Raw genomic sequence first — 23,030 nt, forward strand, 5'->3', positions numbered from 1 at the left:
ACTCAGCTGTCCTCGTCGTCACCCTGGATGGAGGCCTGGCGGCCGCTGGAGAGCGCCTCGAAGGCGAGGTACTCGGCCTCGGCGGCGTCGCGGCCCTTCTGCTTCTCGCGGCGGCGGTCGACGGCCGGACGCTGGGTCTCCATCCGGTGGTCCTCGCCGCGGCGGCCGAGCATCTCGGCGCCGGCGGCCATGGTCGGCTCCCAGTCGAAGACGACGGAGTTCTCGTCCGAGCCGATGACGACGGTGTCGCCCTCGTGGGCGCCGACCTTCCACAGCTTGTCCTCGACGCCGAGGCGGGCCAGCCGGTCGGCGAGGTAGCCGACGGCCTCGTCGTTGGAGAAGTCGGTCTGGCGGACCCAGCGCTCCGGCTTGACGCCGCGGATACGGAAGACGCCGTCCTCCTCGATGATGGTGAAGCCCTCGTCGTCGACGGCGGTGGGCCGCAGCACGATCCGGGTGGACTCCTCCAGCGGCTTGGCCGCGCGGGCCTCGGCGACGATCTGCGCCAGGGCGAAGCTGAGCTCGCGCAGGCCCTTGCGGGAGGCGGCCGACACCTCGAAGACCCGGTAGCCGCGCTCCTCCAGGGAGGCGCGGGTCAGGTCGGCGATGTCCTGGCCGTCCGGCACGTCGACCTTGTTGAGGGCGACCAGTCGCGGACGGTCGTCGAGGCCGCCGTACTCGGAGAGTTCGGCCTCGATGGTCTCCAGGTCGGTCAGCGGGTCGCGGCCGGGCTCCAGGGTGGCGCAGTCCAGCACGTGGACCAGGACCGAGCAGCGCTCGACGTGGCGCAGGAACTCCAGGCCGAGGCCGCGGCCCTGGCTGGCGCCGGGGATGAGCCCAGGGACGTCGGCGATGGTGTAGACGGTGTCGCCGGCGGTGACCACGCCGAGGTTGGGGATCAGGGTGGTGAAGGGGTAGTCGGCGATCTTCGGCTTCGCGGCGGAGAGCACGGAGATCAGCGAGGACTTGCCGGCGCTCGGGTAGCCCACCAGGGCGACGTCGGCGACGGACTTGAGCTCCATGACGATGTCACGGGCGTCGCCGGGCTCGCCGAGCAGCGCGAAGCCGGGCGCCTTGCGGCGGGCGGAGGAGAGCGCGGCGTTGCCGAGGCCGCCGCGGCCGCCCTGGGCGGCGACGAAGCTGGTGCCGTGGCCGACCAGGTCGGCGAGCACGTTGCCCTCGCGGTCCAGGACGACGGTGCCGTCCGGCACGAGGAGGACGAGGTCCTGGCCGAGGGCGCCGGTGCGGTTGCCGCCGGCGCCGGGCTTGCCGTTGGTGGCCTTGCGCTTGGGCGAGTGGTGGTATTCGAGCAGGGTGGTGACCTGCGCGTCCACGGTGAGGACGACACTGCCGCCGTCCCCGCCGTTACCGCCGTCCGGGCCGCCGAGCGGCTTGAACTTCTCGCGGTGCACGGAGGCGCAGCCGTGGCCCCCGTTGCCCGCGGCGACATGAAGTTCGACGCGGTCCACGAAGGTGGTCATGGTTGTGCCTCCAGTACGAAGAAGTCAGTGTTCTACCTGTAAAGCATGAAGGGTGGACCGGAACATTCCGGCCCACCCTTCATTGTGAGTCTGGTGTGACTCAGGCCTCGACGGCCACGATGTTGACGACCTTGCGGCCGCGGCGGGTGCCGAACTGCACAGCACCGGCGGTCAGCGCGAACAGGGTGTCGTCGCCACCGCGGCCGACACCGGCACCCGGGTGGAAGTGGGTGCCGCGCTGGCGGACGATGATCTCGCCGGCGGAGACGACCTGGCCGCCGAAGCGCTTCACGCCGAGGCGCTGGGCGTTCGAGTCACGGCCGTTACGAGTAGAGCTTGCGCCCTTCTTGTGTGCCATTTTTCGCTATCCCCTTTACTTGCTGACCGAGTCGATGCTGGTGATGCGCACCGCGGTGTGGCGCTGGCGGTGACCCTGACGGCGACGGTAGCCCGTCTTGTTCTTGTAGCGCAGGATGACGATCTTGTCGCCCTTGGTCTGGTCGACCACCTCGGCGTGAGCCTTCACGCCGGCCAGCACCCACGGGTCGGAGGTGACGGCCTCACCGTCGACGACCAGGATGGTGGAGAGCTCCACCGAGTCACCCGGCTTGGCCTCGATACGGTCGATCTCCAGCACGTCGCCGACGGCGACCTTGTGCTGGCGGCCGCCTGCGCGAACGATCGCGTACATGCGGTACCTACTTTCCCAACTCGGTCGGAACTCTCGATGCCAGCCACCTGGGTACGGACACAGGGGCCTCCCCCGTCCCCCCTTACGAGGGGCCGTCCTCTTGCAAGGACCGGGAGGTGATGTGCTCGGGAGCAAGGCGTAGACACGCCAGTGGTCAAGAATACGGGCCGGTCGCCGCTGGGGCAAACCGGCCCGTACGGGTCCCGGGCGGAGGGTGTCCGCCCGGGACCGGGCCCTACTCGGCCGCCGTATCACCCTCGGCGGCCGCCGCCTTCTTGGCCGCCGCGCTCGTCCGCTTGGTGGCGGTCTTGCGGGCGGTGGTCTTCTTCGCCGCCGTCGTCGTCTTCTTGGCGACGGTGGCGGTGGTCTTCTTGGCGGCGGTCTTGCGGGCCGCCCGCTTCTTCGGGGCCGGCGCCTCCTCGGCGGGCTCCTCGGTCGCGTCCGGGGCGGCCTCGGCAGCGGCGGCCTCGACGGCCTCCGGGGCCTCGACGGCGACCGGCTCGGCCACGGCCTCGGCCGGGGCCTCCTCGACCGCGGCCGGCTCGGCCTGCGGCTCCTCGACCGGGGTCTGGGCCGCCGGGGCCTGGGCCGCCGGGGAGACGGCCGCCAGGGCCGACTCCAGGGCCGCCTCGGCCTTGGCCTGCAGCACCACGATCTCCGCTCCGGCCGGCGCACCGGCCGGAGCCGTCGCCTTGCGGACCGCCCGACGGCGGGGCCGTCCGGCGGGGGCGGCGGCCGGAGCCGGGGCGACCGGCTCCTCGACCGGGGCCTCGACCACGACCGGCGCGGCGGCGACCGGCTCGGCCACGACCTCGGCCTCGACCTCGGCCTCGCCCGGAACCTCGATGGCCAGCTGGCCCTCGATCTCCTCGCGGACCGGCGCGGTCTCGACGATCTCGAAGTCCTCGTCGGCCTCCTCGACCGAGACGGACCCGGCCGCCTCGACGGCCGGCGACTCCTCGTTCCCGGCGCCGCCCTTGCCCCGGCGCCGACGCTTGCCGCTGCCCGCGCCCGCCTCGACAGCAGCCGCGCCGCCACCGGTGTGGGTGTGGGTGTGGGTGTGGGCGCTCGGCTGCTCCATGTGGACGATCACGCCGCGGCCGTTGCAGTGCACGCACGGCTCGGAGAAGGACTCCAGCAGGCCCTGGCCGACCCGCTTGCGGGTCATCTGGACCAGGCCCAGCGAGGTGACCTCCGCCACCTGGTGCTTGGTCCGGTCCCGGCCCAGGCACTCCAGCAGACGGCGCAGCACCAGGTCGCGGTTGGACTCCAGGACCATGTCGATGAAGTCGATCACGATGATGCCGCCGAGGTCGCGCAGCCGCAGCTGGCGCACGATCTCCTCGGCCGCCTCGATGTTGTTCCGGGTGACCGTCTCCTCCAGGTTGCCGCCCTGGCCGACAAACTTCCCGGTGTTGACGTCGACGACGATCATCGCCTCGGTGCGGTCGATCACCAGCGAGCCGCCGCTGGGCAGCCAGACCTTGCGGTCCAGCGCCTTCATCAGCTGCTCGTCGATCCGGTAGGTCGCGAAGACGTCCACCTCGGAGGTCCAGCGCTGGAGCCGCCCGGCGAGGTCCGGGGCCACGTTGGCAACGTAGTCGTGGATGGTGCTCCACGCCTCGGTGCCGGAGACGATGACCTTGGTGAAGTCCTCGTTGAAGATGTCGCGGACGACCCGGACGGTCATGTCCGGCTCGCCGTACAGCAGGGCCGGGGCGTTGCCGGAGGTGGCCTTCTTCCGGATGTCCTCCCACTGCTGCTGGAGGCGCTGGACGTCGCGGGTCAGCTCCTCCTCGGAGGCCCCCTCGGCGGCGGTGCGCACGATGACGCCCGCGTCGTCCGGGACGATCTTCTTGAGGATCTGCTTCAGACGGGCGCGCTCGTTCTCCGGCAGCTTGCGGGAGATGCCGGTCATCGAGCCCTCGGGCACGTAGACCAGGTAGCGGCCGGGCAGCGAGATCTGGCTGGTCAGGCGGGCGCCCTTGTGGCCGATCGGGTCCTTGGAGACCTGGACCAGCACGGACTGGCCGGACTTCAGCACCGACTCGATCCGACGCGGACCGCCGTGGCCGCCCAGCGCGCCGAAGTTGACCTCACCGGCGTACAGGACCGCGTTGCGGCCCTTGCCGATGTCGACGAACGCGGCCTCCATCGACGGCAGCACGTTCTGGACCTTGCCCAGGTAGACGTTGCCGACGTACGAGGTGGCCTGCTCCTTGTTGACGTAGTGCTCGACGAGCACGCCGTCCTCGAGGACGCCGATCTGGGTGCGCTGGCCGTTCTGGCGCACCACCATGACGCGCTCGACCGACTCGCGGCGGGCCAGGAACTCGGCCTCGGTGATGATCGGCACCCGGCGGCGGCCCAGCTCGCGGCCCTCGCGGCGGCGCTGCTTCTTGGCCTCCAGACGGGTGGAGCCCTTGATGGACTGCACCTCGTCCGGGTCGAAGGACGGCTCGGTGGAGCGGCGGCGCGGCTCGCGCACCTTCACCACCGTGCGGACGCCGTCCTCGGTGGTCTCGGCGACCTCCACGGCGCCGGCCTCACCGCTGCGGCGGCGACGGCGGCGACGGCGGCGCGAGGAGGACAGGCCGGCGGCCAGGTCGTCGTCGTCCTCGTCGTCCTCGTCGGCGGCCGCGGCGACCGGCTCCTCGACGGCGGGCTGCTCGGTCTCGGGGGCCTCGGCCTCCTCGTCGGCCTCACCGCGACGGCGGCGACGGCCACCCCGGCGGCGGCGGCGCGACGGGCGACCGTCCTCCCACTCGTCCTCGGCCTCGGGGCCGGTGGCGGGGGCGGCGACGGCCGGGGTCTCCACGGCGGCGGGCGGCTCGACCACGACGGGAGCCTTGACGGGGGCCGGGGCCTTGACGGCGGGGGCCTTCGCGGCGGGGGCCTCGACCCGCTCCGCGGCGGCGGAGCGCCGACCCCGGGCGGGGGTCTGCACCCGCACCGAGGTGCGGCGACGGCGGCCGACACCGCTGTACTCGAACTCCTCCTCCTCGCGCTGCGGCGCGGCCGGGGCGGACTTCGCCTCGACGGCGGCCGGCTGCGCGGCGGCGGGGGCGGGCTGGGCGACCGGGGCCGCCTGGGCCGCCGGAGCGGTCGGGGCGACGAAGGGGGCGGGCTCCTGGAAGACCGGGGCCTGGAAGATCGCGGTGGACGGGCGGACCGCGCGGCGGCGGACCCGCTGCGGCGGCTCGGCGGCCTCGACGACCGGCGCCGGGGCGACCGGCTCCTCGACCGGGGCCTCCTCGGCCACGGGCTCCTCGACCTCGGCCTCCTCGGCCACCGGCTCCTCGACCACCACGGGGGCGGCCTCGACCACCCGGCGGCGGCGGGGACGGCGCGCCGGGGCGGCCGACTCCTCCACGGCGGCGGGGGCCTCGGCGGCGGCGGGGGCCTCGACGACCACCGGCTCCGCCGCGGCGGCGGGCGCCTCGACCGCGGGGGCGGCCTCGGGCTCGGCCTTCTTGCGGGTCCGACGGGCCCGCACGGGCTTCTCCGCCGGCTCCGTCTCCGTCTTCTCGGCCTTCTCGGCCTTCCCCGCCCGGGGGGCCTTCTCCGCCTTCGCGGCGGCGACCGGGGCCGGCTCGGCCTCCGGCGCGGTGACCACGATCGAGGAGGCCTCGGGCGCTCCGGCGGGCGCCTCGGCCCGCTTACGGGTGCGGCGGGCCCGGACCGGCTTCTCCGCCGCCGGCTCGGCGGCGGGGGCCTCGGCGACCGGCGCCTCGGCCGGACGGGTGGCCTCGGCCTCGGCCTGGACGACCGTCTCGGCGGCCTCGGCGGCAGCGCCCTGCGGCGCTCCGGCCGGGCGGGACACGGCGCGGCGACGTCGGCGCGGCGGCGCGGCGGACGCGCTGTCGCCGCCGGTCGCGGCGGTGTCGTTCGGTTCCGTTGCCGCAGACTGCTGCGGATCGGTGTTATCGAGCATGCGGGTGGATCTCCCGTCAGGCCCCCGGGCTCCGCATCCGGGCACGGCACGGCACCGGTGGCCGGCCGGCATCACGACGATGCTCGGCCCGGACCCTCTCACGGTGCCGCCGCGCGGACGCGAGGCCGCACAGGGGCTCGTAGTCTCGCTCGGCGCCCCGCCCTCGGCGGGGTGTCGAAAGTCTTCTGGTCTGACCAGTCTTCTGAGGTTTTCCCAAGCTGCGCCGTCCCCCAACCCCGGGTGGCTCCCGGACGGGGTCCTCGGGCCCACCGACCATCGGGGTCGGCGGGCCGCAAGAGGCCGGCCTGTGCTTCGACGACGCTCGCTCCCCTGGGGAGCAGCGGGGGCCTGGAGAACCAGCGGGCCCAGTGGGGAACTGGACCCGGCCTCCGCCCGCTAGGCGGACGCGGTTGCGCGCGGCTCGCCGACCGCCAGAGGGTCGGCCTGGGCCGCGGCGCGGTCGAGCGCCAACGGGTCGGTCACCGTGCCGGTCCCCTCGTCGAGCGGCCCCTGCGCCAGCCTGGTCACCTCTGCGGGGACCGGCGGCGCCAGGTCGGCCGTCGCACGGAGACCGGACAACACGTCGTCGGGTCGTACGGCGGGTGTGGCGTGTCGTACTACCAGGCGCAGTATCGCACAGGGACGCCCGGTCCGAACATCGCGGGTCTCTTCGCCCTCCGTGTCCGCACCACCGTCGACCTGCGACGGGAGGACCTCAAGAGCCGCAACCGCCCCGCGCGCGTCGAAGACGCGCAGACCGTTCTTGGTGAGGCGTTCGACCTCGACCCGCTCCTCGGCGAGGAACAGGGCGGCCGCGCGGGCCGCCTCCTGCGGCTCGACGCCGTCGAGCCGCACCCGCCACTCGGAGGCCTCCAGGCGCTCCACGAAGTTGGACGTCCGCACCTCGACCGCGTCGATCACGTCCAGTCCCTCGGGCAGCGACTCGTCCAGTTGGACGCGCAGCTCCTCCGGGTCCCGGTGGGCCGCGAGGCCGATCTCCAGGTACTCCGCCTCACTGGCCACACCGGTCGGCGCGGCATTGGCGTAGGACACCTTGGGGTGCGGGGTGAAGCCGGCCGAGTAGGCCATCGGCACCACCGACCGGCGCAGGGCGCGCTCGAAGGCGCGCTGGAAGTCGCGGTGGCTGGTGAAGCGGAGCCGGCCGCGCTTGGTGTAGCGGAGACGAATCCGCTGCACCGTCGGCGCGGGCGGCGGACCGTCGGGCGTACGGCGTGCCAGGGTCGCTCAGTCCTTCGTCAGTGGTCCCCGTCCGCGGCGGCGGCGATTTCCCGCCACTGTCCGGACTCTTACACCTCAAAGGGTACGCGCCCCCGCCCACCCCTCGCTCCGCCCCCGCCCGCACCGACCCACGAGCGCCCCCGCCGGACGAGTCCGACGGGGGCGCTCCGGTGCCTCTGCTGCTACTTGTTCACCACGGTGAGCGGGAGCATCGTCTTCCCGGTCGGACCGATCTGGATCTTGGTGTCCATCTGGGGACACACGCCACAGTCGAAGCACGGCGTCCAGCGGCAGTCGTCGACCTCGACCTCCTCCAGGGCGTCCTGCCAGTCCTCCCACAGCCAGTCCTTGTCGAGGCCGCTGTCCAGGTGGTCCCAGGGCAGGACCTCCTCGTAGCCGCGCTCGCGGGTGGTGTACCAGTCGACGTCGACGCCGGTGCCGGCCAGGCCCTTCTCGGCGGAGGCCATCCAGCGGTCGTAGGAGAAGTGCTCGCGCCAGCCGTCGAAGCGGCCGCCGTCCTCGTAGACCGCGCGGATGATCGCGCCGACCCGGCGGTCGCCGCGGGAGAGCAGGCCCTCGACGATGCCGGGCTTGCCGTCGTGGTAGCGGTAGCCGATGTTCTTGCCGTACTTGCGGTCGCCGCGGATCGAGTCGCGCAGCTTGGCCAGGCGGGCGTCGGTGGCCTCGGCGGACAGCTGCGGGGCCCACTGGAACGGGGTGTGCGGCTTGGGCACGAACCCGCCGATGGAGACGGTGCAGCGGATGTCGTTCTGGCCGGTGACCTCGCGGCCCTTCTGGATGACGTTCTTCGCCATCTCGCCGATCTGGAGCACATCCTCGTCGGTCTCGGTGGGCAGGCCGCACATGAAGTACAGCTTCACCTGGCGCCAGCCGTTGCCGTACGCGGTGGCGACGGTGCGGATGAGGTCCTCCTCCGACACCATCTTGTTGATCACCTTGCGCATGCGCTCACTGCCGCCCTCGGGGGCGAAGGTGAGGCCGGAGCGGCGGCCGTTGCGGCTGAGCTCGTTGGCGAGGTCGATGTTGAAGGCGTCGACGCGGGTGGACGGCAGCGACAGGCCGACCTTGTCGTCCGTGTAGCGGTCGGCCAGGCCCTTGGCGATCTCACCGATCTCGGTGTGGTCGGCGGAGGACAGCGACAGCAGGCCGACCTCCTCGAAGCCGGTGGCCTTGAGTCCGCGGTCAACCATCTCGCCGATGCCGGTGATGCTTCGCTCCCGCACGGGGCGCGTGATCATGCCGGCCTGGCAGAAGCGGCAGCCGCGGGTGCAGCCGCGGAAGATCTCCACGGACATCCGCTCGTGCACGGTCTCCGCGAGCGGGACGAGCGGCTGCTTGGGGTAGGGCCACTCGTCGAGGTCCATCACGGTGTGCTTGGAGACCCGCCACGGCACGCCGGGGGCGTTCGGCACGACCCGGCCGATCCGGCCGTCCGGCAGGTACTCGACGTCGTAGAACTTCGGCACGTACACGCCGCCGGTGCGGGCCAGCCGCAGCAGCAGCTCGTCGCGGCCGCCCGGGCGGCCCTCGGCCTTCCACTCCCGGACGATCCTGGTGATGTCGAGCACGGCCTGCTCGCCGTCACCGATCACCGCGCAGTCGATGAAGTCCGCGATCGGCTCGGGGTTGAACGCGGCGTGGCCGCCGGCCAGCACGACCGGGTGGTCCTCGGTGCGGTCGCGGGACTCCAGCGGGATGCCGGCCAGTTCGAGCGCGGTCAGCATGTTGGTGTAGCCGAGCTCGGTGGAGAAGGAGAGCCCGAACACGTCGAACGCCTTCACCGGCCGGTGGGCGTCCACGGTGAACTGGGGCACGCCGTGCTCGCGCATCAGTGCCTCCAGGTCCGGCCACACGCTGTAGGTGCGCTCGGCGAGGACGCCCTCCTGCTCGTTGAGCACCTCGTAGAGGATCATGACGCCCTGGTTGGGCAGACCCACCTCGTAGGCGTCGGGGTACATGAGCGCCCAGCGGACGTCGCAGGCGTCCCAGTCCTTGACGGTCGAGTTGAGCTCGCCGCCGACGTACTGTATCGGCTTCTGGACGTGCGGGAGGAGAGCCTCCAGGCGTGGGAAGACCGATTCGACAGTCATGAGTACCAGGAACCCTTACGACGTTCGGAACCGCCGCGCGCTCAGCACGGCGACGGCTGGGTGGGGTGACCCTCAAGAGTAGCCGAACCGCCGTGTTCCCCGGCCCGAGCGCCTTCGCCCCCGGGACCGGCCGCGGGGCCGCGCGACCGCCCGTGCCGGGGGGTGTACGGACAGGTCCCGGCACGTGAACGCGGCCCCACCGCGGGACCCCGGCGACTGTTGACACGCTCCGAGGCCGCGTGCGGTACTGGCAAGGCTCCACCGGAAGGTCCTGTGCGTCCCCGGGACGAGGGAGTCGGCCGCGCGCGCACCGGCCGTGCCGGGCGGACCGGCGCGACCCCGCGCCGGACTCCCGGCCCAGGCCCCCGGGCCGCGCCGACCCGCCCGCCCCCGAGGACAGGAGAGCCATGACCGACACGGGCCGGCGGACGCGCCGGATCGACAGCCCGTGCAACGACACCGAGAGCTACCCGACCGTGGCCCGGGCGATCGCCGCGGCCCGCGGGCTGGCCCGCCGCCACCCCGGCCGCTGCCGGGTGAGCGAGGTGGGCCGTTCCCGCGCCGGACGTCCGCTGGTGCTGCTCTCGGTGGACGACGGCGAGCACACCGTCCTCGTGGTCGGCGGCCCGCACCCGAACGAACCGGTCGGCCTGGCCGCCGCCGTCCGGCTGGCCGAGCAGGCGCTGGCGCAGCCGCCCCGTCCCGGGGTCGGCTGGCACGTCCTGCTCTGCCTGGACCCGGACGGCGCCGCGCTGAACGAGGGCTGGCTGAACGGGCCGCTCACCGCGGCCCGGCACTACGAGCACTTCTTCCGGCCCGCCTTCCACGAGCAGCCCGAGCTGCTGCCGCACCCGGACGGGCCGCTCACCCCGATGCCGGAGAGCCGGGTGCTGACCGGGCTGATCGACGAGCTGCGCCCGGTGCTCCAGTGCTCGCTGCACGGCGTGGACTTCGGCGGCGCCTTCGTCCAGCTCACCCGGCCGCTGCCGGCACTGGCCGGGCGCTTCGCCCGTTCGGCGGCCCGCGGCGGCATCCCGCTGGACGTCGACTCCTACGACGCGCTCGGCTGGGCCAGCCCGGCCCCCGGCACCTATCTGATGCCGCTGCCGGGCCGGAGCCGCCAGCCGCTGCCGGACCGCCCCGAGCTGTCGACCTGGGCGTACGCGGGGCGCCACGGCGGGACGACGGCGGTGCTGGAGGTCCCGATGTGGGCGGTCGACGCGGTCGGCGACCACCGCCCGGCCCCGGACGTGGCCGCCGCCATGGCGGCCTGCGCGGACCGGCTGCGGTCCCGGGTGGCGGAGCTGACCGCCCTGCTGCCGCAGGTGCCGACGCACGCGGGGGTGGCGTACGGGCCGCTGCTGCGCTCGGTCGAGTTCAATCTGGCGGTCTGCCCGCCGGTGGTGGACGACTGGCTGGCGAACTGGTCGGCGGCGGCGCTGTCGGTGTCCCGGGTGACGACGGCCCGGATCGTCGCCGAGCGGCTGCCGCTGCGGATCGCCGCGATGCTGCTGCGGCTGCTCGCGGACAGCGGCGGCCCGGCGGCGGACACGGCCCGGGCGCGGGCCCGGGGGGTGGCGGCGGCCAGCCTGGAGGGCCTGCAGCGCCTCGGCGCCCGCTGGGTCCCGGTCGAGACCCAGGTCGCGCACCAGACCAGGGCCGTGCTCGCCGCCGCCGACCTGCTGCTGCCGTAGCGCCCGGACGTGCGGCGAGGGCCGGACCGGGGATCCCCGGTCCGGCCCTCGCCGCACGCCCTCGCCGTACGCCCTCGGCCCGCTCAGGCCGCTATCGGCCGTTGGCTCTGCACCGCCTGGAGCAGCCCGATCGCCACCCAGGTGGAGAACATCGACGATCCTCCGTAGGAGACGAACGGCAGCGGGATGCCGGCCACCGGCATGATGCCCAGGCACATCCCTATGTTCTCGAAGCCCTGGAAGGCGAACCAGGCGACCACCCCGGCCGCCACGATCGTGCCGTACAGGTCGGTGGCCTGGCGGGCGATCCGGCAGCCGCGCCAGAGCACGACGCCCAGCAGCACGATGATCGCCATCGCCCCGAGGAAGCCGAGCTCCTCGCCGGCGACCGTGAAGACGAAGTCGGTCTGCTGCTCCGGCACGAACTGCCCGGTGGTCTGGGTGCCGTGGAACAGCCCCTTGCCGGTGAGTCCGCCGGAGCCGATCGCGATCCGGGCCTGCGCGGTGTTGTAGCCGACGCCGGACGGGTCGAGCGCCGGGTTGGCGAAGGCCGCGAAGCGGTCGATCTGGTACTTGCTCAGCACGCCGAGCTTCCAGATCGCGACGCAGCCGCCGACGCCCGCCAGGATCAGTCCGAACACCCAGCGGTTGGCCGCGCCGGAGGCCAGCAGGATGCCCAGCACGATGACGGCCATCACCATCACCGAGCCGGCGTCCGGCATCAGCATCACGATCGCCATCGGCAGGGTCGCCCAGACCAGCGCCCGGAACACCGCCTTGTTCGCCGGGAACTCCCGCTCCCCGGCGTCCACCTGGTCGGACATCACCAGCGCCATGGACAGCACGATCGCCAGCTTGGCGAACTCGGCCGGCTGCACGGAGAAGCCGCCGCCCAGCTGGATCCAGGAGTGCTGGCCGTTGATGGTCGAGCCGAGCGGGCTCAGGGTGGCCATCAGCAGCAGGATCACACCGGCGTACAGGAAGGGCACCACGGTGCGGAACCGCCGGCTCCCTATCGCTATCACCACCGCGCACAGCGCCGCCCCGACCATGACGTTGGTCAGGTGCCGGAACAGGAAGTACTGCGGGTCGCCGTGGGTGAGGGAGTCGCGCCCCCGGGTGGCCGACCAGACCAGCAGGGAGCTGCCCAGCGACAGGACGGCCGCGGCCAGCAGCAGTATCCAGTCGATCCGCCACAGCGGGGAGTCCTTGGCCAGCGCCTTGGGCACCCCGCCGCGCTGCGGGGCGAGCCGCAGCTGGCGGTAGGAACCGTAGGAGGTCATGCCCGGCCCCTTCCGGTGGTGGAGCGGGTGGGTTCGACGGCGGCCGCGGCGGCGACGCCCGGTACCGGGGTGCCACCGCCGGACCGGTCCGGGTCCAGGAAGGCCCGCGGCGCACCGAGCAGGGCGGCCGGGGCGACCGAGGTGGCAGAACCGGCCGAAGCGGTGGAGCCGGCCGCGGCGTCGAAGGACACCGGCTTGATGATCGCGGTGCCGTCCGGGTTGAACTTCGGCAGCTCGGCCTGCGGCTTCGGCAGCAGCGCCTTGCCCTGGTCGATGTTGCCCTTGTCGTCGACGCCGTACAGGGACTGGTAGATCCGCCGGATCGCGTCGCCGGAGCCGCCGGAGCCGGTGCCGCCCTGGCTTATCGTCATCACGACCGCGTAGTCGCGGCTGTAGGTGGTCAGCCACGAGGTGGTCTGCTTGCCCTCGACCTCGGCGGTGCCGGTCTTGGCGTGCAGTTCGATCTTGCCCTGGGGCCAGCCCGCGCCGGTGAACTTCCAGGCGGCGGTGCCGCTGGTGATGACGCCCGCGGTGGCCTGGTCGATGTAGCCGAGCAGCTTCTGGTCGCCGGGCAGCCGGCCGTCCTCGTGCGGGGCGATCTCGCGGACGAGATCCCCGCCCGGGCTTATCACGGCCTTGGCGACGGTGGGCCGGTAGAAGGTGCCGCCGTTGGCGAGCGCCGAGTAGATCCGGGCCATCTGGACCGGGGTGACCAGGGTGTCGCCCTGGCCGATCGCGAAGTTGACGGCGTCACCGGCGCGCATCTGGTAGCCGTCGACGCAGTTCTCCCGGGCGATCTGGTCGGAGAAGCTGTTGCCGCCCTTCTCCGCCTGCTTGCACCAGGCGTCCTTGTTGTTGTCGTAGAAGGACTGCTTCCACTGCCGGTCGGGGACCCGGCCGGTGACCTCGCTGGGGAGGTCGATGCCGGTCTTGGCGCCGAGGCCGAACTGGTGGGCGGTCTTGAAGAACCAGTCGCCCGGGTCCTTCTTCGGCTTGATGCCGCCGTCCTTCATCCACTGGTCGTACGCCAGGCCGTAGAAGACGGTGTCGCAGGAGACCTCCAGGGCGCGCTCCAGGGAGATCGCCCCGAAGCTCTCGCTCTCGAAGTTCTTGAACTCGCGGCCGCCGATGGTCATGCTCTTCGGGCAGTCGTAGCGGCCGTCGAGCGAGTAGCCGGCCTGGACGGCGGCGGTGGTGGAGATGACCTTGAAGGTCGAGCCGGGGGCGGACTGACCCTGTATGGCGCGGTTGAGCAGCGGGAAGTTGGAGTCCTTGCTGGTCAGCGCCTGGTAGTCCTTGCCGCTGATGCCGCCCTGCCACAGGTTGGGGTCGTAGGTGGGGGCGCTGGCCATCGCGACGATCCGCCCGGTGTGCACGTCCATCACGACGGCGGCGCCGGAGTCGGCCTCGTAGTTGCGGTTGGTGACCTTGTCGAAGGTCTTGCGGGCGTCGCCCATCGCCTGCGCGAGGTTGTCCTCGACGACCTTCTGCACCTTGGCGTCGATGCTGGTCACCAGGTTGTTGCCGGTCTGCGGGGCGGCCTGGTCGGCGGTGCCGATGACCCGGCCGAGGTTGTCCACCTCCAGCTTGGTGATGCCGGCGGTGCCGCGCAGGTCGCGGTCGTAGACGGACTCCAGTCCGGCCCGGCCGATCTGGTCGGCCGGCAGGTAGCGGTCGAGCCCGGCCTTGTCGGCGGTCTTGGAGACCTCCTCGTCGGTGACCGGCGAGAGGTAGCCGAGCACCTGGGCGAGGTTGGCGCCCTCGGCGCCGGTGTAGTGGCGCACGGCGGTCGGCTGGGCGGTGATCCCGGGGAAGTCCTCGCGGCGTTCCATTATCTGCATCGCCTGCTGGGTGGTCGCTTCCTTGGTGACCGGGATCGGCTGGTAGGGAGAACCGTTCCAGCAGGGCTGCTGCGTCTTGGCGTCGCAGAGCCGGACCTTCTCCTGGACGTCCTTGGCGGGCATCCCGAGCACCTCGGCGAGCCGGGTCAGCACCGCCTTGCCGGCGTCCTTCTGCTGGAGCAGCGAGGTGCGGCTGACCGAGACGACCAGCTTGGTCTCGTTCCCGGCGAGGATGCGGCCGGAGGCGTCCAGGATCTCGCCGCGGACGGCCGGTTCGACGACCTCGCGGATGTGGTTGCCGGTCGCCTTGGCGGTGTAGACGCTGGCGTTGCGGATCTGCAGGTACCAGAGCCGTCCGCCGAGGGTGGCGAGCAGCGAGACCACCAGGATCTGCAGCACCACCAGACGGATCGTCACCCGCCGGGTTCGGCCGGTCTCGGGGATGTTGCTCACGTCTCGTGCGCTCCAAAACTGAACAGGGCGGGCAGGCTGGTCGGGGGCCGGGCTACGGGCGCTTTCCCGCGCCGAGCAGGCGCTTCTTGCGGTAGGCCGGGCCGGCGGTGGGCTCGCGGGTGGTGCGGTAGCGGGTCAGGCTGCCGAGGCCGGGTCCGCCCTCGTCGTCCTCGGCGACCGACAGCGGGTCCTTGCCGAAGCGGCGGGCGACCAGCATCACGGCGGGCACCACGAAGGGGGCCAGCAGCAGGTCGTAGAGCAGGGCGGTGACGACGAGCTGGCCGAGTCCGACGTGCCGGGCGGCGGTGTCGCCGACGAGGGCGCCGACCATCGCGTACAGCAGGGTGGAGGCGATCGCGGCGCCGGCGACCACGAGCAGCGCGCTGGAGACCGAGCGCTGGCGGCCGTGCTCGGGGCGCAGCAGCCCGGCGGCGTAGCCCATCAGGCAGAGCACCAGCGCGTAGCGGCCGATGGCGTGGTCCGAGGGCGGGGCGAGGTCGGCGAGCAGGCCGGCCGCGAAGCCGACCAGGCAGCCGCCGGTGGGTCCGTAGACGAGGGCGAGGCCGACGACCACGAGCAGCAGTATGTCCGGGGTCGCGCCGGGCAGTTGCAGTCGGCCGAAGACGCTGACCTGGAGCAGCAGTCCGAGCAGGATCAGGATCGCGGAGACGGGGATGCGGGCGAGGCGCATGGCTCAGTTCCCCCCAGTGGGCTTGGCGGGCGGGACGGCCGCGGCCGGCGCGGCGGGGGCCGCGGGGGCGGCCTGGCCCTGGGCGCCCGGCGCGGGCGCGGGCGGCAGGACGGCGTCGCGCGGGTCGGTGCGGGGCGGGACGACGACGACGCCGACCAGGTCCAGCCGGGTGAACTGGACGAAGGGCTCGACCAGGACGGTCTTGGTGAGCTGTCCCGGGGTGGCCTCGACCTGGACGACCCGGCCGACCGGGACGCCGGGGACGAACGGGCGGCCGCTCTGCGAGCCGAAGGTGACCAGCCGGTCGCCCTCCTTGACCTGGGCCTTGCCGTTGAGCAGGGAGACCTTCATGGCGCTGGTGCCGCCGCCGGCGGCGAAGCCGATCTCGCCGGTGCCCTCCAGCCGGGTGCCGGCGGTGAAGCCGGGGTCGGAGGCGAGCAGCACGGTGGAGGTGGTGGGGGCGACGGTGGTGATCCGGCCGACCAGGCCCTGGCCGTTGACGACGGTCATGTCGCGGGTGAGGCCGTCGTCGCTGCCGGCGTCGATGGTGATGGTCCAGGAGAAGCCCTGGGCCGGGCCGATCGCGATGGTCTGGGCGGCCTTGACGGTGTAGCCGCCGGCGCCGGCGGTGCGCAGCAGGTCGTCGAGCTGTTTGGTGCGTCCGCCCGCCATGTCGGAGGAGGCGAGCTTCTGCCGCAGTTCGGTGTTCTCGCGGGCGAGCTGGTCGGTGCGGCCGCTGTTGGAGGCGGCGTCGCGGAAGGCGCGGACGGTGTCGGCGACCGGGTCGACCGCGCTGGCGGCCCCGCGTTCGACCGGGCCGAGGACGGTGGCGGCGGCGCGCCGGGCGCCGCCGAGCGGGGAGCTCTCGCCGCCCTTGATGTCGACGGTGATCAGTGCGAACGCGACGGCCACCAGCAGGATGAGCAGCAGCCGGCTCTCTCGTGTGTCCCTCACGGTGCTGGTACTGCCCCTTCGTGCCCCTGGTCCGCCGGCCCGGGCTGTGGACCCGGGCGGGGACCTGTCGGTTCGGCTGGTGGTCCGGTTCTGCTAACGGCGCGGCGCGGCGTCGAGTACCTGCTGGAGTGCCTCGAACTCCTCGACGCACTTGCCGGAGCCGAGCGCGACGGAGTCCAGCGGGTTCTCGGCGATGTGGATCGGCATGCCGGTCTCCCGGCGCAGCCGCTCGTCCAGGCCGCGGAGCAGGGCGCCGCCGCCGGTGAGCACGATGCCCCGGTCCATGACGTCGCCGGCCAGCTCGGGCGGGCACTGGTCGAGGGTGGTCTTGACCGCGTCGATGATCGAGTTGACCGGCTCGTCGATGGCCTCGCGGACCTCGGCGGCGGAGATGACGACGGTCTTGGGCAGACCGCTGACGAGGTCGCGGCCGCGGATCTCGGCGTGCTCGTCCTTCTCGCCCTCCAGGCCGAAGGCGGAGCCGATGCTCATCTTGATCTGTTCGGCGCTGCGCTCGCCGAGGAGCAGCGAGTACTCCTTCTTGATGTGCTGGACGATGGCGTTGTCCAGTTCGTCGCCGGCGACCCGGATGGACTGCGCGGTGACGATGCCGCCGAGGGAGATGACGGCGACCTCGGTGGTGCCGCCGCCGATGTCGACGACCATGTTGCCGGTGGGCTCGTGGACCGGGAGTCCGGCGCCGATCGCGGCGGCCATCGGCTCCTCGATGATGTGCACCTGGCGGCAGCCGGCCTGGAGGGAGGCCTCGATGACCGCGCGGCGCTCGACGCCGGTGATGCCGGAGGGGACGCAGACGACGACCCGGGGGCGGGCGAGGAAGCGGCGGCGGTGCACCTTGAGGATGAAGTAGCGCAGCATCCGCTCGGTGATCTCGAAGTCGGCGATCACGCCGTCCTTGAGGGGGCGGATGGCCACGATGTTGCCGGGGGTGCGCCCGATCATCTTCTTGGCCTCGGTGCCGACGGCGAGGATGCCCCCGGTGTTGGTGTTGACCGCGACGACGGACGGCTCGTTGAGAACGATCCCCTTGCCCCTGACGTACACCAGCGTGTTGGCAGTTCCGAGGTCGATCGCCAGGTCGCGGCCGATGAACGACAGGTTGCTCGCCATGGGGTGTGGGTGCCTTCCCGGGCTCGGAGTCATGTGGGGGTGGAGGGTGCGGGCGCCCGCGGGCGGGCGACGACCGGCTGAGCTGCCTTACCGGGCCCTTGAGTCGCGTCCATCGTAGTCACGCCGTTCGGCACGGACGTCGACCCGGGGCACGCCGTCCATTGTCCGGGGCGTGATCGCTTCTCAGGGCATTGGGACGCCGTGTCGGAGGGCCTGGTTCCCTATTTCCCGATAAGAATGCCCCGGCCGGGCCAATGGTCCCGGCCGGGGCGTCCCGAAGGTCCCGGTGCCCGCTCGGTCAGGCGTGGGCGGGGAAGAAGATCTTGATCTCGCGCTCGGCGGACTCGACCGAGTCGGAGGCGTGGATCAGATTCTCGCGGGTGATGGTCGCGAAGTCGCCGCGGATGGTGCCGGCCCCGGCCTCCAGCGGGTTGGTGGCGCCGGCCAGCATGCGGATGCCGGCGACGACCTCCTCGCCCTCGACGATCAGGGCGATCGACGGGCCGGAGGTCATGAACTCCAGCAGCGGCTCGTAGAACGGGCGGCCGACGTGCTCCGCGTAGTGCTGCTCCAGCGTCGCCCGCTCGAAGGTGCGCAGCTCGGCGGCGGCGAGCCGCCAGCCGGCCTTGCGCTCGATCCGGCTGATGATCTCGCCGGCCAGGCCGCGCTTGACGGCGTCGGGCTTGAGCAGGACGAGAGTGCGCTGGGACACGGGGCTTCTCCTGGGGAAATCGGGTGCGGCGCACACGGATCGGCGCGCACGCGGATCGGCACGCACGCGCGATTTCCGCGTGCGCCGTGCGACTACCGCAGAGGTTACCTTGCGTGAGCGAACGCCCCGGACCCGGTCCTGGCCCGGCCCCGGGGCGTCCCGGCAGCGTCCCGGAGGCGCCTCAGGCGGTCGCGGCGGCGGCCCGGGCGGCCTTGAGTTCGTCGATCCTGCGGCCGTAGTGCACCGAGCACCACCAGAGGCCGGCGAAGATGACGCCGAGCACGAACATGGTCGGCACCACGAAGCCGCTGGCGATCAGCCCGAGCTGCAGCGCCCAGCCGACGGCCACCGCGCCGGGGCGGGTGATCATGCCGCAGAGCAGGACGCACAGCACCATGGCGATGCCGCTGACCGTCCACAGGGCGCCGTGCGAGACGTCCGTGAGCTGCATCGCGACCAGGGCCGCGAAGAGCACCACGAGGGCCTCGCCGATCAGCGTCGAGGAGCAGAGCGTCCTCATCGTCACTTCCTCCCGAGCAGCAGGCGGGCCTCGCCCACCGTGATGACCGATCCGGTGACCAGCACCCCGGCGCCGCCGAGGTCGCCCTCCTCCTCGGCCAGGGTGACGGCGGCGGCGATGGCGTCGTCGAGCCGGGGCTCGACCTGGACCCGGTCCTCGCCGAAGACCTCGACCGCGAGCGCGGCCAGGGCGTCCACGTCCATCGCGCGGTGGGTGGAGTTCTGGGTGATCACGACCTCGGCGAGGAGCGGCTCGAAGGCCTCCAGCAGGCCGGCCACGTCCTTGTCACCGCTGGTGCCGATCACGCCGACCAGCCGGGTGAAGCCGAAGGACTCGCCGATGGCGGCGGCGGCCGCGCGGGCGCCGTGCGGGTTGTGGGCGGCGTCCAGCAGGATGGTGGGGCTGCGCCGGACGACCTCCAGCCGGCCCGGGGAGCTGACGCCGGAGAAGCCCTGGCGGACCTTGTCCGCGTCGAGCTGTCCGCCGCGGGCGCCGCCGACGCCGAAGAACGCCTCGACGGCGGCCAGCGCGAGGGCCGCGTTCTGGGCCTGGTGCTCGCCGTGCAGCGGCAGGAAGACGTCCTCGTACTCCCCGCCGCCGATCCCGCGCAGCGTCACCAGCTGGCCGCCGATCGCGAGTTCGCGGCGGACGACGCCGAACTCCATGCCCTCGCGGGCGACCGTGGCGTCCACCTCGACCGCGCGCCGCAGGATGGTCTGGGCGGCGTCGAGCTGCTGCTGGGCGACGACCGCGATGGCGTCGGACTTGATGATCCCGGACTTCTCGACGGCGATCTCGCCGGTGGTCCCACCGAGCTTGTCGGTGTGGTCGAGGCCGATCGGGGTGATCACGGCGACCCCGGCGTCGATGACGTTGGTGGCGTCCCAGGAGCCGCCCATGCCGACCTCGACCACGGCGACGTCCACCGGCGCGTCGGCGAAGGCCGCGTAGGCCATGCCGGTGAGCACCTCGAAGAAGGACATCGCGACCGGCTCGCGCTCGTCGACCATCCGCACGTAGGGCTCGATGTCGCGGTAGACCTCGACGAACCGCTCGGGGGTGATCGGGGCGCCGTCCAGGCTGATCCGCTCGGTGACGCTCTCCACGTGCGGGCTGGTGTAGCGGCCGGTGCGCAGCTCGAAGGCGCTGAACAGCTGCTCGATCATCCGGGCGGTGGAGGTCTTGCCGTTGGTGCCGGTGATGTGGATGGAGGGGAAGGACCGCTGGGGCTGGCCCAGGATGTCCATCAGGGCCTCGATCCGGTCGAGCGAGGGCTCCAGCTTGTTCTCCGGCCAGCGCTCGGAGAGTTCCACCTCGACGTCGCGCAGGGCGTCGGCGGGACTGCCGTCGGCGGGGCGGAGGGTGTACGGGTTCGGGTCGGCCTTGTCGCTCACGTCCACAGTCTACGGAGCGCGGGGCGGCTCTCCCGACGGGGTGAGAACCACCACTTTGCCCGAGTTGGGCGTTTTCCGCGTTTACTATCGTTTTCGCGACATCAGACCGCAAAGAAGCATTGATTCGCACCCCAGGGAGACAAATCGCCTTTGATCATGAGGAGCACCGCGCCATGCCCGACGCCCTGCGCCAGTTCGTCGAGATGCGCCGGGACGGCTTCGTCCAGCTCGCCGGTCTGATCTCGCTGGCCCTCGTGGTCTACATGGCCCTGGTCTTCGGCCGCTTCCTGGTCTACTGGGCCGGCTCCCGGCACGCCTTCCGCCGCAACCGCCCGGCCCGCCCCGGCGACCCCGCCGCCTTCCAGTGGCACCTGATGGTCCCCTGCCGGGACGAGGAGGCGGTGATCGCCCAGACCCTGGCCGGGCTGCGCGCCGTCGCCCCCGCCGCCCACCTCTGGGTGATCGACGACGACAGCGAGGACGCCACCCGCGACCTGGTGCTGGCCGCCGCCGGGCACGACCCCCTGGTCCACCTCGTCCAGCGCCGCCGCCCGCACGCCCGGATCGGCAAGGGCGCCGCCCTCAACGCCGCCTACCGGGAGATCTCCGCCTCGCTGCCGCCCGGCACCGACCGCTCCCGGGTCGTCCTCGGCGTCGTCGACGCCGACGGGCAGCTCGACCCCGGCACCCTCGAACAGGTCGGCAACGAGCACGCGATGGGCCGCCCCGACACCGGCGCCGTGCAGATCGGCGTCCGGATGCGCAACGCCGAGGACCCGCGCCCGCTGTCCGGCCGGGGCCGGACCGCCAACGCCCTCGCCCGCGCCCTGGTCCGGATGCAGGACGTCGAGTTCCAGGCCAACAACGCCGGCATGCAGCTGCTGCGCCGCCGCACCGGCAGCGTCGGCCTCGGCGGCAACGGCCAGTTCGTCCGGCTCACCGCCCTCGACTCGCTCACCGCCGAGGAGGGCCGCGACGGCCGCCCCTGGCCCGAGCGCGCCCTGCTGGAGGACTACGAGTCCGGCCTCGACCTGCGGCTGGCCGGCTGGCGGCTCACCCACGTCACCGAGACCAACGTCTCCCAGGAGGCCCTGGTCTCCTGGCGCCGCTTCCTCACCCAGCGCACCCGCTGGGCCCAGGGCAACATGCAGTGCCTGCGCTACACCGGCCGGGTGCTGCGCTCGCCGCACTACCGGCCCGCCGGCAAGGCCGAGGTGCTCTACACCTTCCTCCAGCCGGTGGTCTGCGTCCTGCTGGTCGTCCTCACCCCGCTGTCGCTCGCCATCACCGGCGCCGGACTGGTGCTCTTCCCCGAGGAGACCGCCGACTTCCAGCTGACCTACGGCCCCTGGATGGTGGTCGCCTTCGTGCTCGCCACCCTGCCGATGGTCTTCTGGGGCCCCACCTACCGCCGGCTCGTCCGCCCCGACCGCAGCAGGCTCACCGGCCTGCTCTGGGGCGTCCTGGTCTGGCTCTACGCCTACCACCTGTTCGTGGTCGCCACCCGGGCCGCCGTCCGGATGCTGCTCGGCCGCAACGGCTGGGCCAAGACCCGGCGCAACGCCGAGAAGGTCGCCGTCGGCGCCCCCACGGCCCTGGAGTCCTGACCCCGGCCGGACACCCCGCCGCCCGCTCCCTCCGCCGCCCCTCCCCCGCCGCCCGCCCCAGACCCCGGAGCCGTCCCGCATGAACCTGTGCCCCGCCCCCCGGTCCGCCGCCCGCCCGCTCGCCCCCGGCAGCGTCGCCGTCGTCCTCGGCACCCGCCCCGAGCTGGTCAAGCTCGCCCCGCTGATCCACGAGCTCGGCCCCGCCACCCGGCTGGTCCACACCGGCCAGCACTGGGACGAGGCGATGTCCGGCCGCTTCCTGCGCGACCTCGGCCTGCCCCGCCCCGAGCTGCTCACCGGCGTCGGCGGCCGCCCCCGGGCCGGCCAGATCGCCCAGTCCCTCGGACAGCTCGACGCCGCGTTCGCCGAGGACCGCCCGGCCGCCGTCGTCGTCCAGGGCGACACCAACGCCACCCTGGCCGGCGCCCTCGCGGCCAACGCCCGGGAGATCCCGCTCGTCCACGTCGAGGCCGGACTGCGCAGCTTCGACCGGGCGATGCCCGAGGAGCACAACCGGGTGATGGTCGACCACGTCTCCGACCTGCTGTGCGCCGCCACCCCCGACAACGCCGCCAACCTGCGCGCCGAGTCCCTCGACGAGCAGCGGATCGCGCTCACCGGCAACACCGTCGTCGAGGTGGTCCGCCGCTCGCTGCCCGACGCCGGGGAGCGGGCCGCCCTGCTCGCCCGGCACCGCCTCGCCGCGGACGGCTACGTCCTCGCCACCGTGCACCGGCCGGAGAACACCGACACCGCCGAGGCGCTCGGCGCCGTCCTCGCCGAGCTCGACCGGATCGCCCGGGCCGGCACACCGGTGCTGTTCCCGATGCACCCGCGCACCCGGGCCGCCGTCGAGCGCTTCGCCCTGGACGGCCTGCTGGCCCGGCTCACGGTGACCGGACCGGTCGGCTACGCCGACTTCCTGGGCCTCGCCCGGCACGCCGCGCTGCTGGTCTCCGACTCCGGCGGGGTGCAGGAGGAGTGCACCGTGCTCGGCCGCCCGCTGCTGGTCGTGCGCCGCTCCACCGAACGGCCCGAGGCCGTCGAGACCGGCTTCGCCGCGCTGGTGGCGCCCGGTGCCGAACTCGGCACGCTGGCCCGCGACTGGCTCGCCGACACCCCGGAACGGCTCGCCCGGCTCGCCGGCACCCCCAGCCCCTACGGGGACGGGCTGGCCTCCGCCCGGATCGCCGGGCTGACCGCCCGGCTCGCCCACGGGCCCGCCGCGGCGCCGCAGGCCGCCTGACCCGCCGGGGCCGCCCGGCCGGGGGCCCTCTTGACAGCGGAATTGGTC

At 73.1% G+C, this 23,030-nt stretch carries 17 protein-coding genes; 3 read left to right on the plus strand and 14 right to left on the minus strand.

Features of this window, described 5'->3' with window-relative positions; genetic code table 11:
- Window positions 1-2 precede the first annotated feature (2 nt).
- From obgE to ACW14Y_RS15270, 6 genes are all read right to left on the minus strand, one after another.
- Window positions 3-1,481, minus strand: a complete 1,479-nt coding sequence (gene obgE / locus ACW14Y_RS15245) for a GTPase ObgE (protein WP_380385153.1) — start codon at window positions 1,479-1,481, stop codon at window positions 3-5.
- Window positions 1,482-1,581: 100 nt separating this feature from the next.
- Window positions 1,582-1,839, minus strand: coding sequence for a 50S ribosomal protein L27 (rpmA, locus tag ACW14Y_RS15250; RefSeq protein WP_030397425.1), 258 nt, complete (start codon window positions 1,837-1,839; stop codon window positions 1,582-1,584).
- A gap of 15 nt (window positions 1,840-1,854) precedes the next feature.
- Window positions 1,855-2,172 (minus strand): 50S ribosomal protein L21, encoded by a 318-nt coding sequence (gene rplU, locus ACW14Y_RS15255; protein ID WP_380312324.1) that lies wholly within the window; start codon window positions 2,170-2,172, stop codon window positions 1,855-1,857.
- 235 nt (window positions 2,173-2,407) lie between these two features.
- On the minus strand, window positions 2,408-6,106 hold the full coding sequence (locus ACW14Y_RS15260) for an Rne/Rng family ribonuclease (RefSeq protein WP_456987170.1): 3,699 nt from the start codon (window positions 6,104-6,106) through the stop codon (window positions 2,408-2,410).
- A 396-nt stretch (window positions 6,107-6,502) separates the two neighbouring features.
- On the minus strand, window positions 6,503-7,303 hold the full coding sequence (locus ACW14Y_RS15265; protein WP_380443619.1) for a TIGR03936 family radical SAM-associated protein: 801 nt from the start codon (window positions 7,301-7,303) through the stop codon (window positions 6,503-6,505).
- A gap of 224 nt (window positions 7,304-7,527) precedes the next feature.
- Entirely contained in the window at window positions 7,528-9,456 is a 1,929-nt protein-coding gene (locus tag ACW14Y_RS15270) for a TIGR03960 family B12-binding radical SAM protein (RefSeq protein WP_380385144.1), read from the minus strand.
- A gap of 407 nt (window positions 9,457-9,863) precedes the next feature.
- On the opposite strand from ACW14Y_RS15270, the gene ACW14Y_RS15275 reads away from it, so the two are divergent.
- Window positions 9,864-11,150: a M14 family zinc carboxypeptidase gene (locus ACW14Y_RS15275; RefSeq protein WP_380443617.1), complete on the plus strand. Its 1,287-nt coding sequence runs from the start codon at window positions 9,864-9,866 to the stop codon at window positions 11,148-11,150.
- 83 nt (window positions 11,151-11,233) lie between these two features.
- Here the strand turns inward: ACW14Y_RS15275 and rodA are convergent, their stop codons facing one another.
- From rodA to folC, 8 genes are all read right to left on the minus strand, one after another.
- Window positions 11,234-12,433, minus strand: a complete 1,200-nt coding sequence (gene rodA, locus ACW14Y_RS15280; protein WP_266269395.1) for a rod shape-determining protein RodA — start codon at window positions 12,431-12,433, stop codon at window positions 11,234-11,236.
- Window positions 12,430-14,727, minus strand: coding sequence for a penicillin-binding protein 2 (gene mrdA / locus ACW14Y_RS15285; protein ID WP_380303348.1), 2,298 nt, complete (start codon window positions 14,725-14,727; stop codon window positions 12,430-12,432). The genes rodA and mrdA overlap by 4 nt, the downstream gene beginning before the upstream one ends.
- A gap of 52 nt (window positions 14,728-14,779) precedes the next feature.
- The gene (gene mreD / locus ACW14Y_RS15290) at window positions 14,780-15,418 is read right to left on the minus strand and encodes a rod shape-determining protein MreD (RefSeq protein ID WP_380303350.1); all 639 of its coding nucleotides are present in this window, start codon (window positions 15,416-15,418) and stop codon (window positions 14,780-14,782) included.
- A 3-nt stretch (window positions 15,419-15,421) separates the two neighbouring features.
- Entirely contained in the window at window positions 15,422-16,372 is a 951-nt protein-coding gene (gene mreC, locus ACW14Y_RS15295; protein ID WP_266269399.1) for a rod shape-determining protein MreC, read from the minus strand.
- A gap of 93 nt (window positions 16,373-16,465) precedes the next feature.
- Complete coding sequence (locus tag ACW14Y_RS15300) at window positions 16,466-17,491, minus strand: rod shape-determining protein (protein WP_323182175.1); 1,026 nt, start codon at window positions 17,489-17,491, stop codon at window positions 16,466-16,468.
- Window positions 17,492-17,801: 310 nt separating this feature from the next.
- On the minus strand, window positions 17,802-18,215 hold the full coding sequence (gene ndk, locus ACW14Y_RS15305; RefSeq protein WP_266269402.1) for a nucleoside-diphosphate kinase: 414 nt from the start codon (window positions 18,213-18,215) through the stop codon (window positions 17,802-17,804).
- A gap of 181 nt (window positions 18,216-18,396) precedes the next feature.
- Window positions 18,397-18,735 (minus strand): DUF4233 domain-containing protein, encoded by a 339-nt coding sequence (locus ACW14Y_RS15310; RefSeq protein ID WP_380303353.1) that lies wholly within the window; start codon window positions 18,733-18,735, stop codon window positions 18,397-18,399.
- Window positions 18,736-18,737: 2 nt separating this feature from the next.
- Window positions 18,738-20,129 (minus strand): bifunctional tetrahydrofolate synthase/dihydrofolate synthase, encoded by a 1,392-nt coding sequence (gene folC / locus ACW14Y_RS15315; protein WP_380303354.1) that lies wholly within the window; start codon window positions 20,127-20,129, stop codon window positions 18,738-18,740.
- A gap of 173 nt (window positions 20,130-20,302) precedes the next feature.
- Here folC and ACW14Y_RS15320 point away from each other — a divergent pair, with 173 nt between their 5' ends.
- On the plus strand, window positions 20,303-21,736 hold the full coding sequence (locus ACW14Y_RS15320) for a glycosyltransferase (protein ID WP_402724315.1): 1,434 nt from the start codon (window positions 20,303-20,305) through the stop codon (window positions 21,734-21,736).
- A gap of 79 nt (window positions 21,737-21,815) precedes the next feature.
- Window positions 21,816-22,982: a non-hydrolyzing UDP-N-acetylglucosamine 2-epimerase gene (wecB, locus tag ACW14Y_RS15325; protein WP_456987176.1), complete on the plus strand. Its 1,167-nt coding sequence runs from the start codon at window positions 21,816-21,818 to the stop codon at window positions 22,980-22,982.
- Window positions 22,983-23,030: the final 48 nt, after the last annotated feature.

This window comes from Kitasatospora sp. cg17-2 (assembly GCF_054031055.1).

Excerpts from the sequence above, each read along its gene's own strand:
- wecB (WP_456987176.1), top strand. The coding sequence starts at position 21,816 with ATGAACCTGTGCCCCGCCCCCCGGTCCGCCGCCCGCCCGCTCGCCCCC.
- rodA (WP_266269395.1), bottom strand. The coding sequence starts at position 12,433 with ATGACCTCCTACGGTTCCTACCGCCAGCTGCGGCTCGCCCCGCAGCGC.
- ACW14Y_RS15310 (WP_380303353.1), bottom strand. The coding sequence starts at position 18,735 with ATGAGGACGCTCTGCTCCTCGACGCTGATCGGCGAGGCCCTCGTGGTG.
- ACW14Y_RS15320 (WP_402724315.1), top strand. The coding sequence starts at position 20,303 with ATGCCCGACGCCCTGCGCCAGTTCGTCGAGATGCGCCGGGACGGCTTC.
- mreD (WP_380303350.1), bottom strand. The coding sequence starts at position 15,418 with ATGCGCCTCGCCCGCATCCCCGTCTCCGCGATCCTGATCCTGCTCGGA.
- rpmA (WP_030397425.1), bottom strand. The coding sequence starts at position 1,839 with ATGGCACACAAGAAGGGCGCAAGCTCTACTCGTAACGGCCGTGACTCG.
- ACW14Y_RS15270 (WP_380385144.1), bottom strand. The coding sequence starts at position 9,456 with ATGACTGTCGAATCGGTCTTCCCACGCCTGGAGGCTCTCCTCCCGCAC.
- rplU (WP_380312324.1), bottom strand. The coding sequence starts at position 2,172 with ATGTACGCGATCGTTCGCGCAGGCGGCCGCCAGCACAAGGTCGCCGTC.
- ACW14Y_RS15275 (WP_380443617.1), top strand. The coding sequence starts at position 9,864 with ATGACCGACACGGGCCGGCGGACGCGCCGGATCGACAGCCCGTGCAAC.
- obgE (WP_380385153.1), bottom strand. The coding sequence starts at position 1,481 with ATGACCACCTTCGTGGACCGCGTCGAACTTCATGTCGCCGCGGGCAAC.
- ACW14Y_RS15260 (WP_456987170.1), bottom strand. The coding sequence starts at position 6,106 with ATGCTCGATAACACCGATCCGCAGCAGTCTGCGGCAACGGAACCGAAC.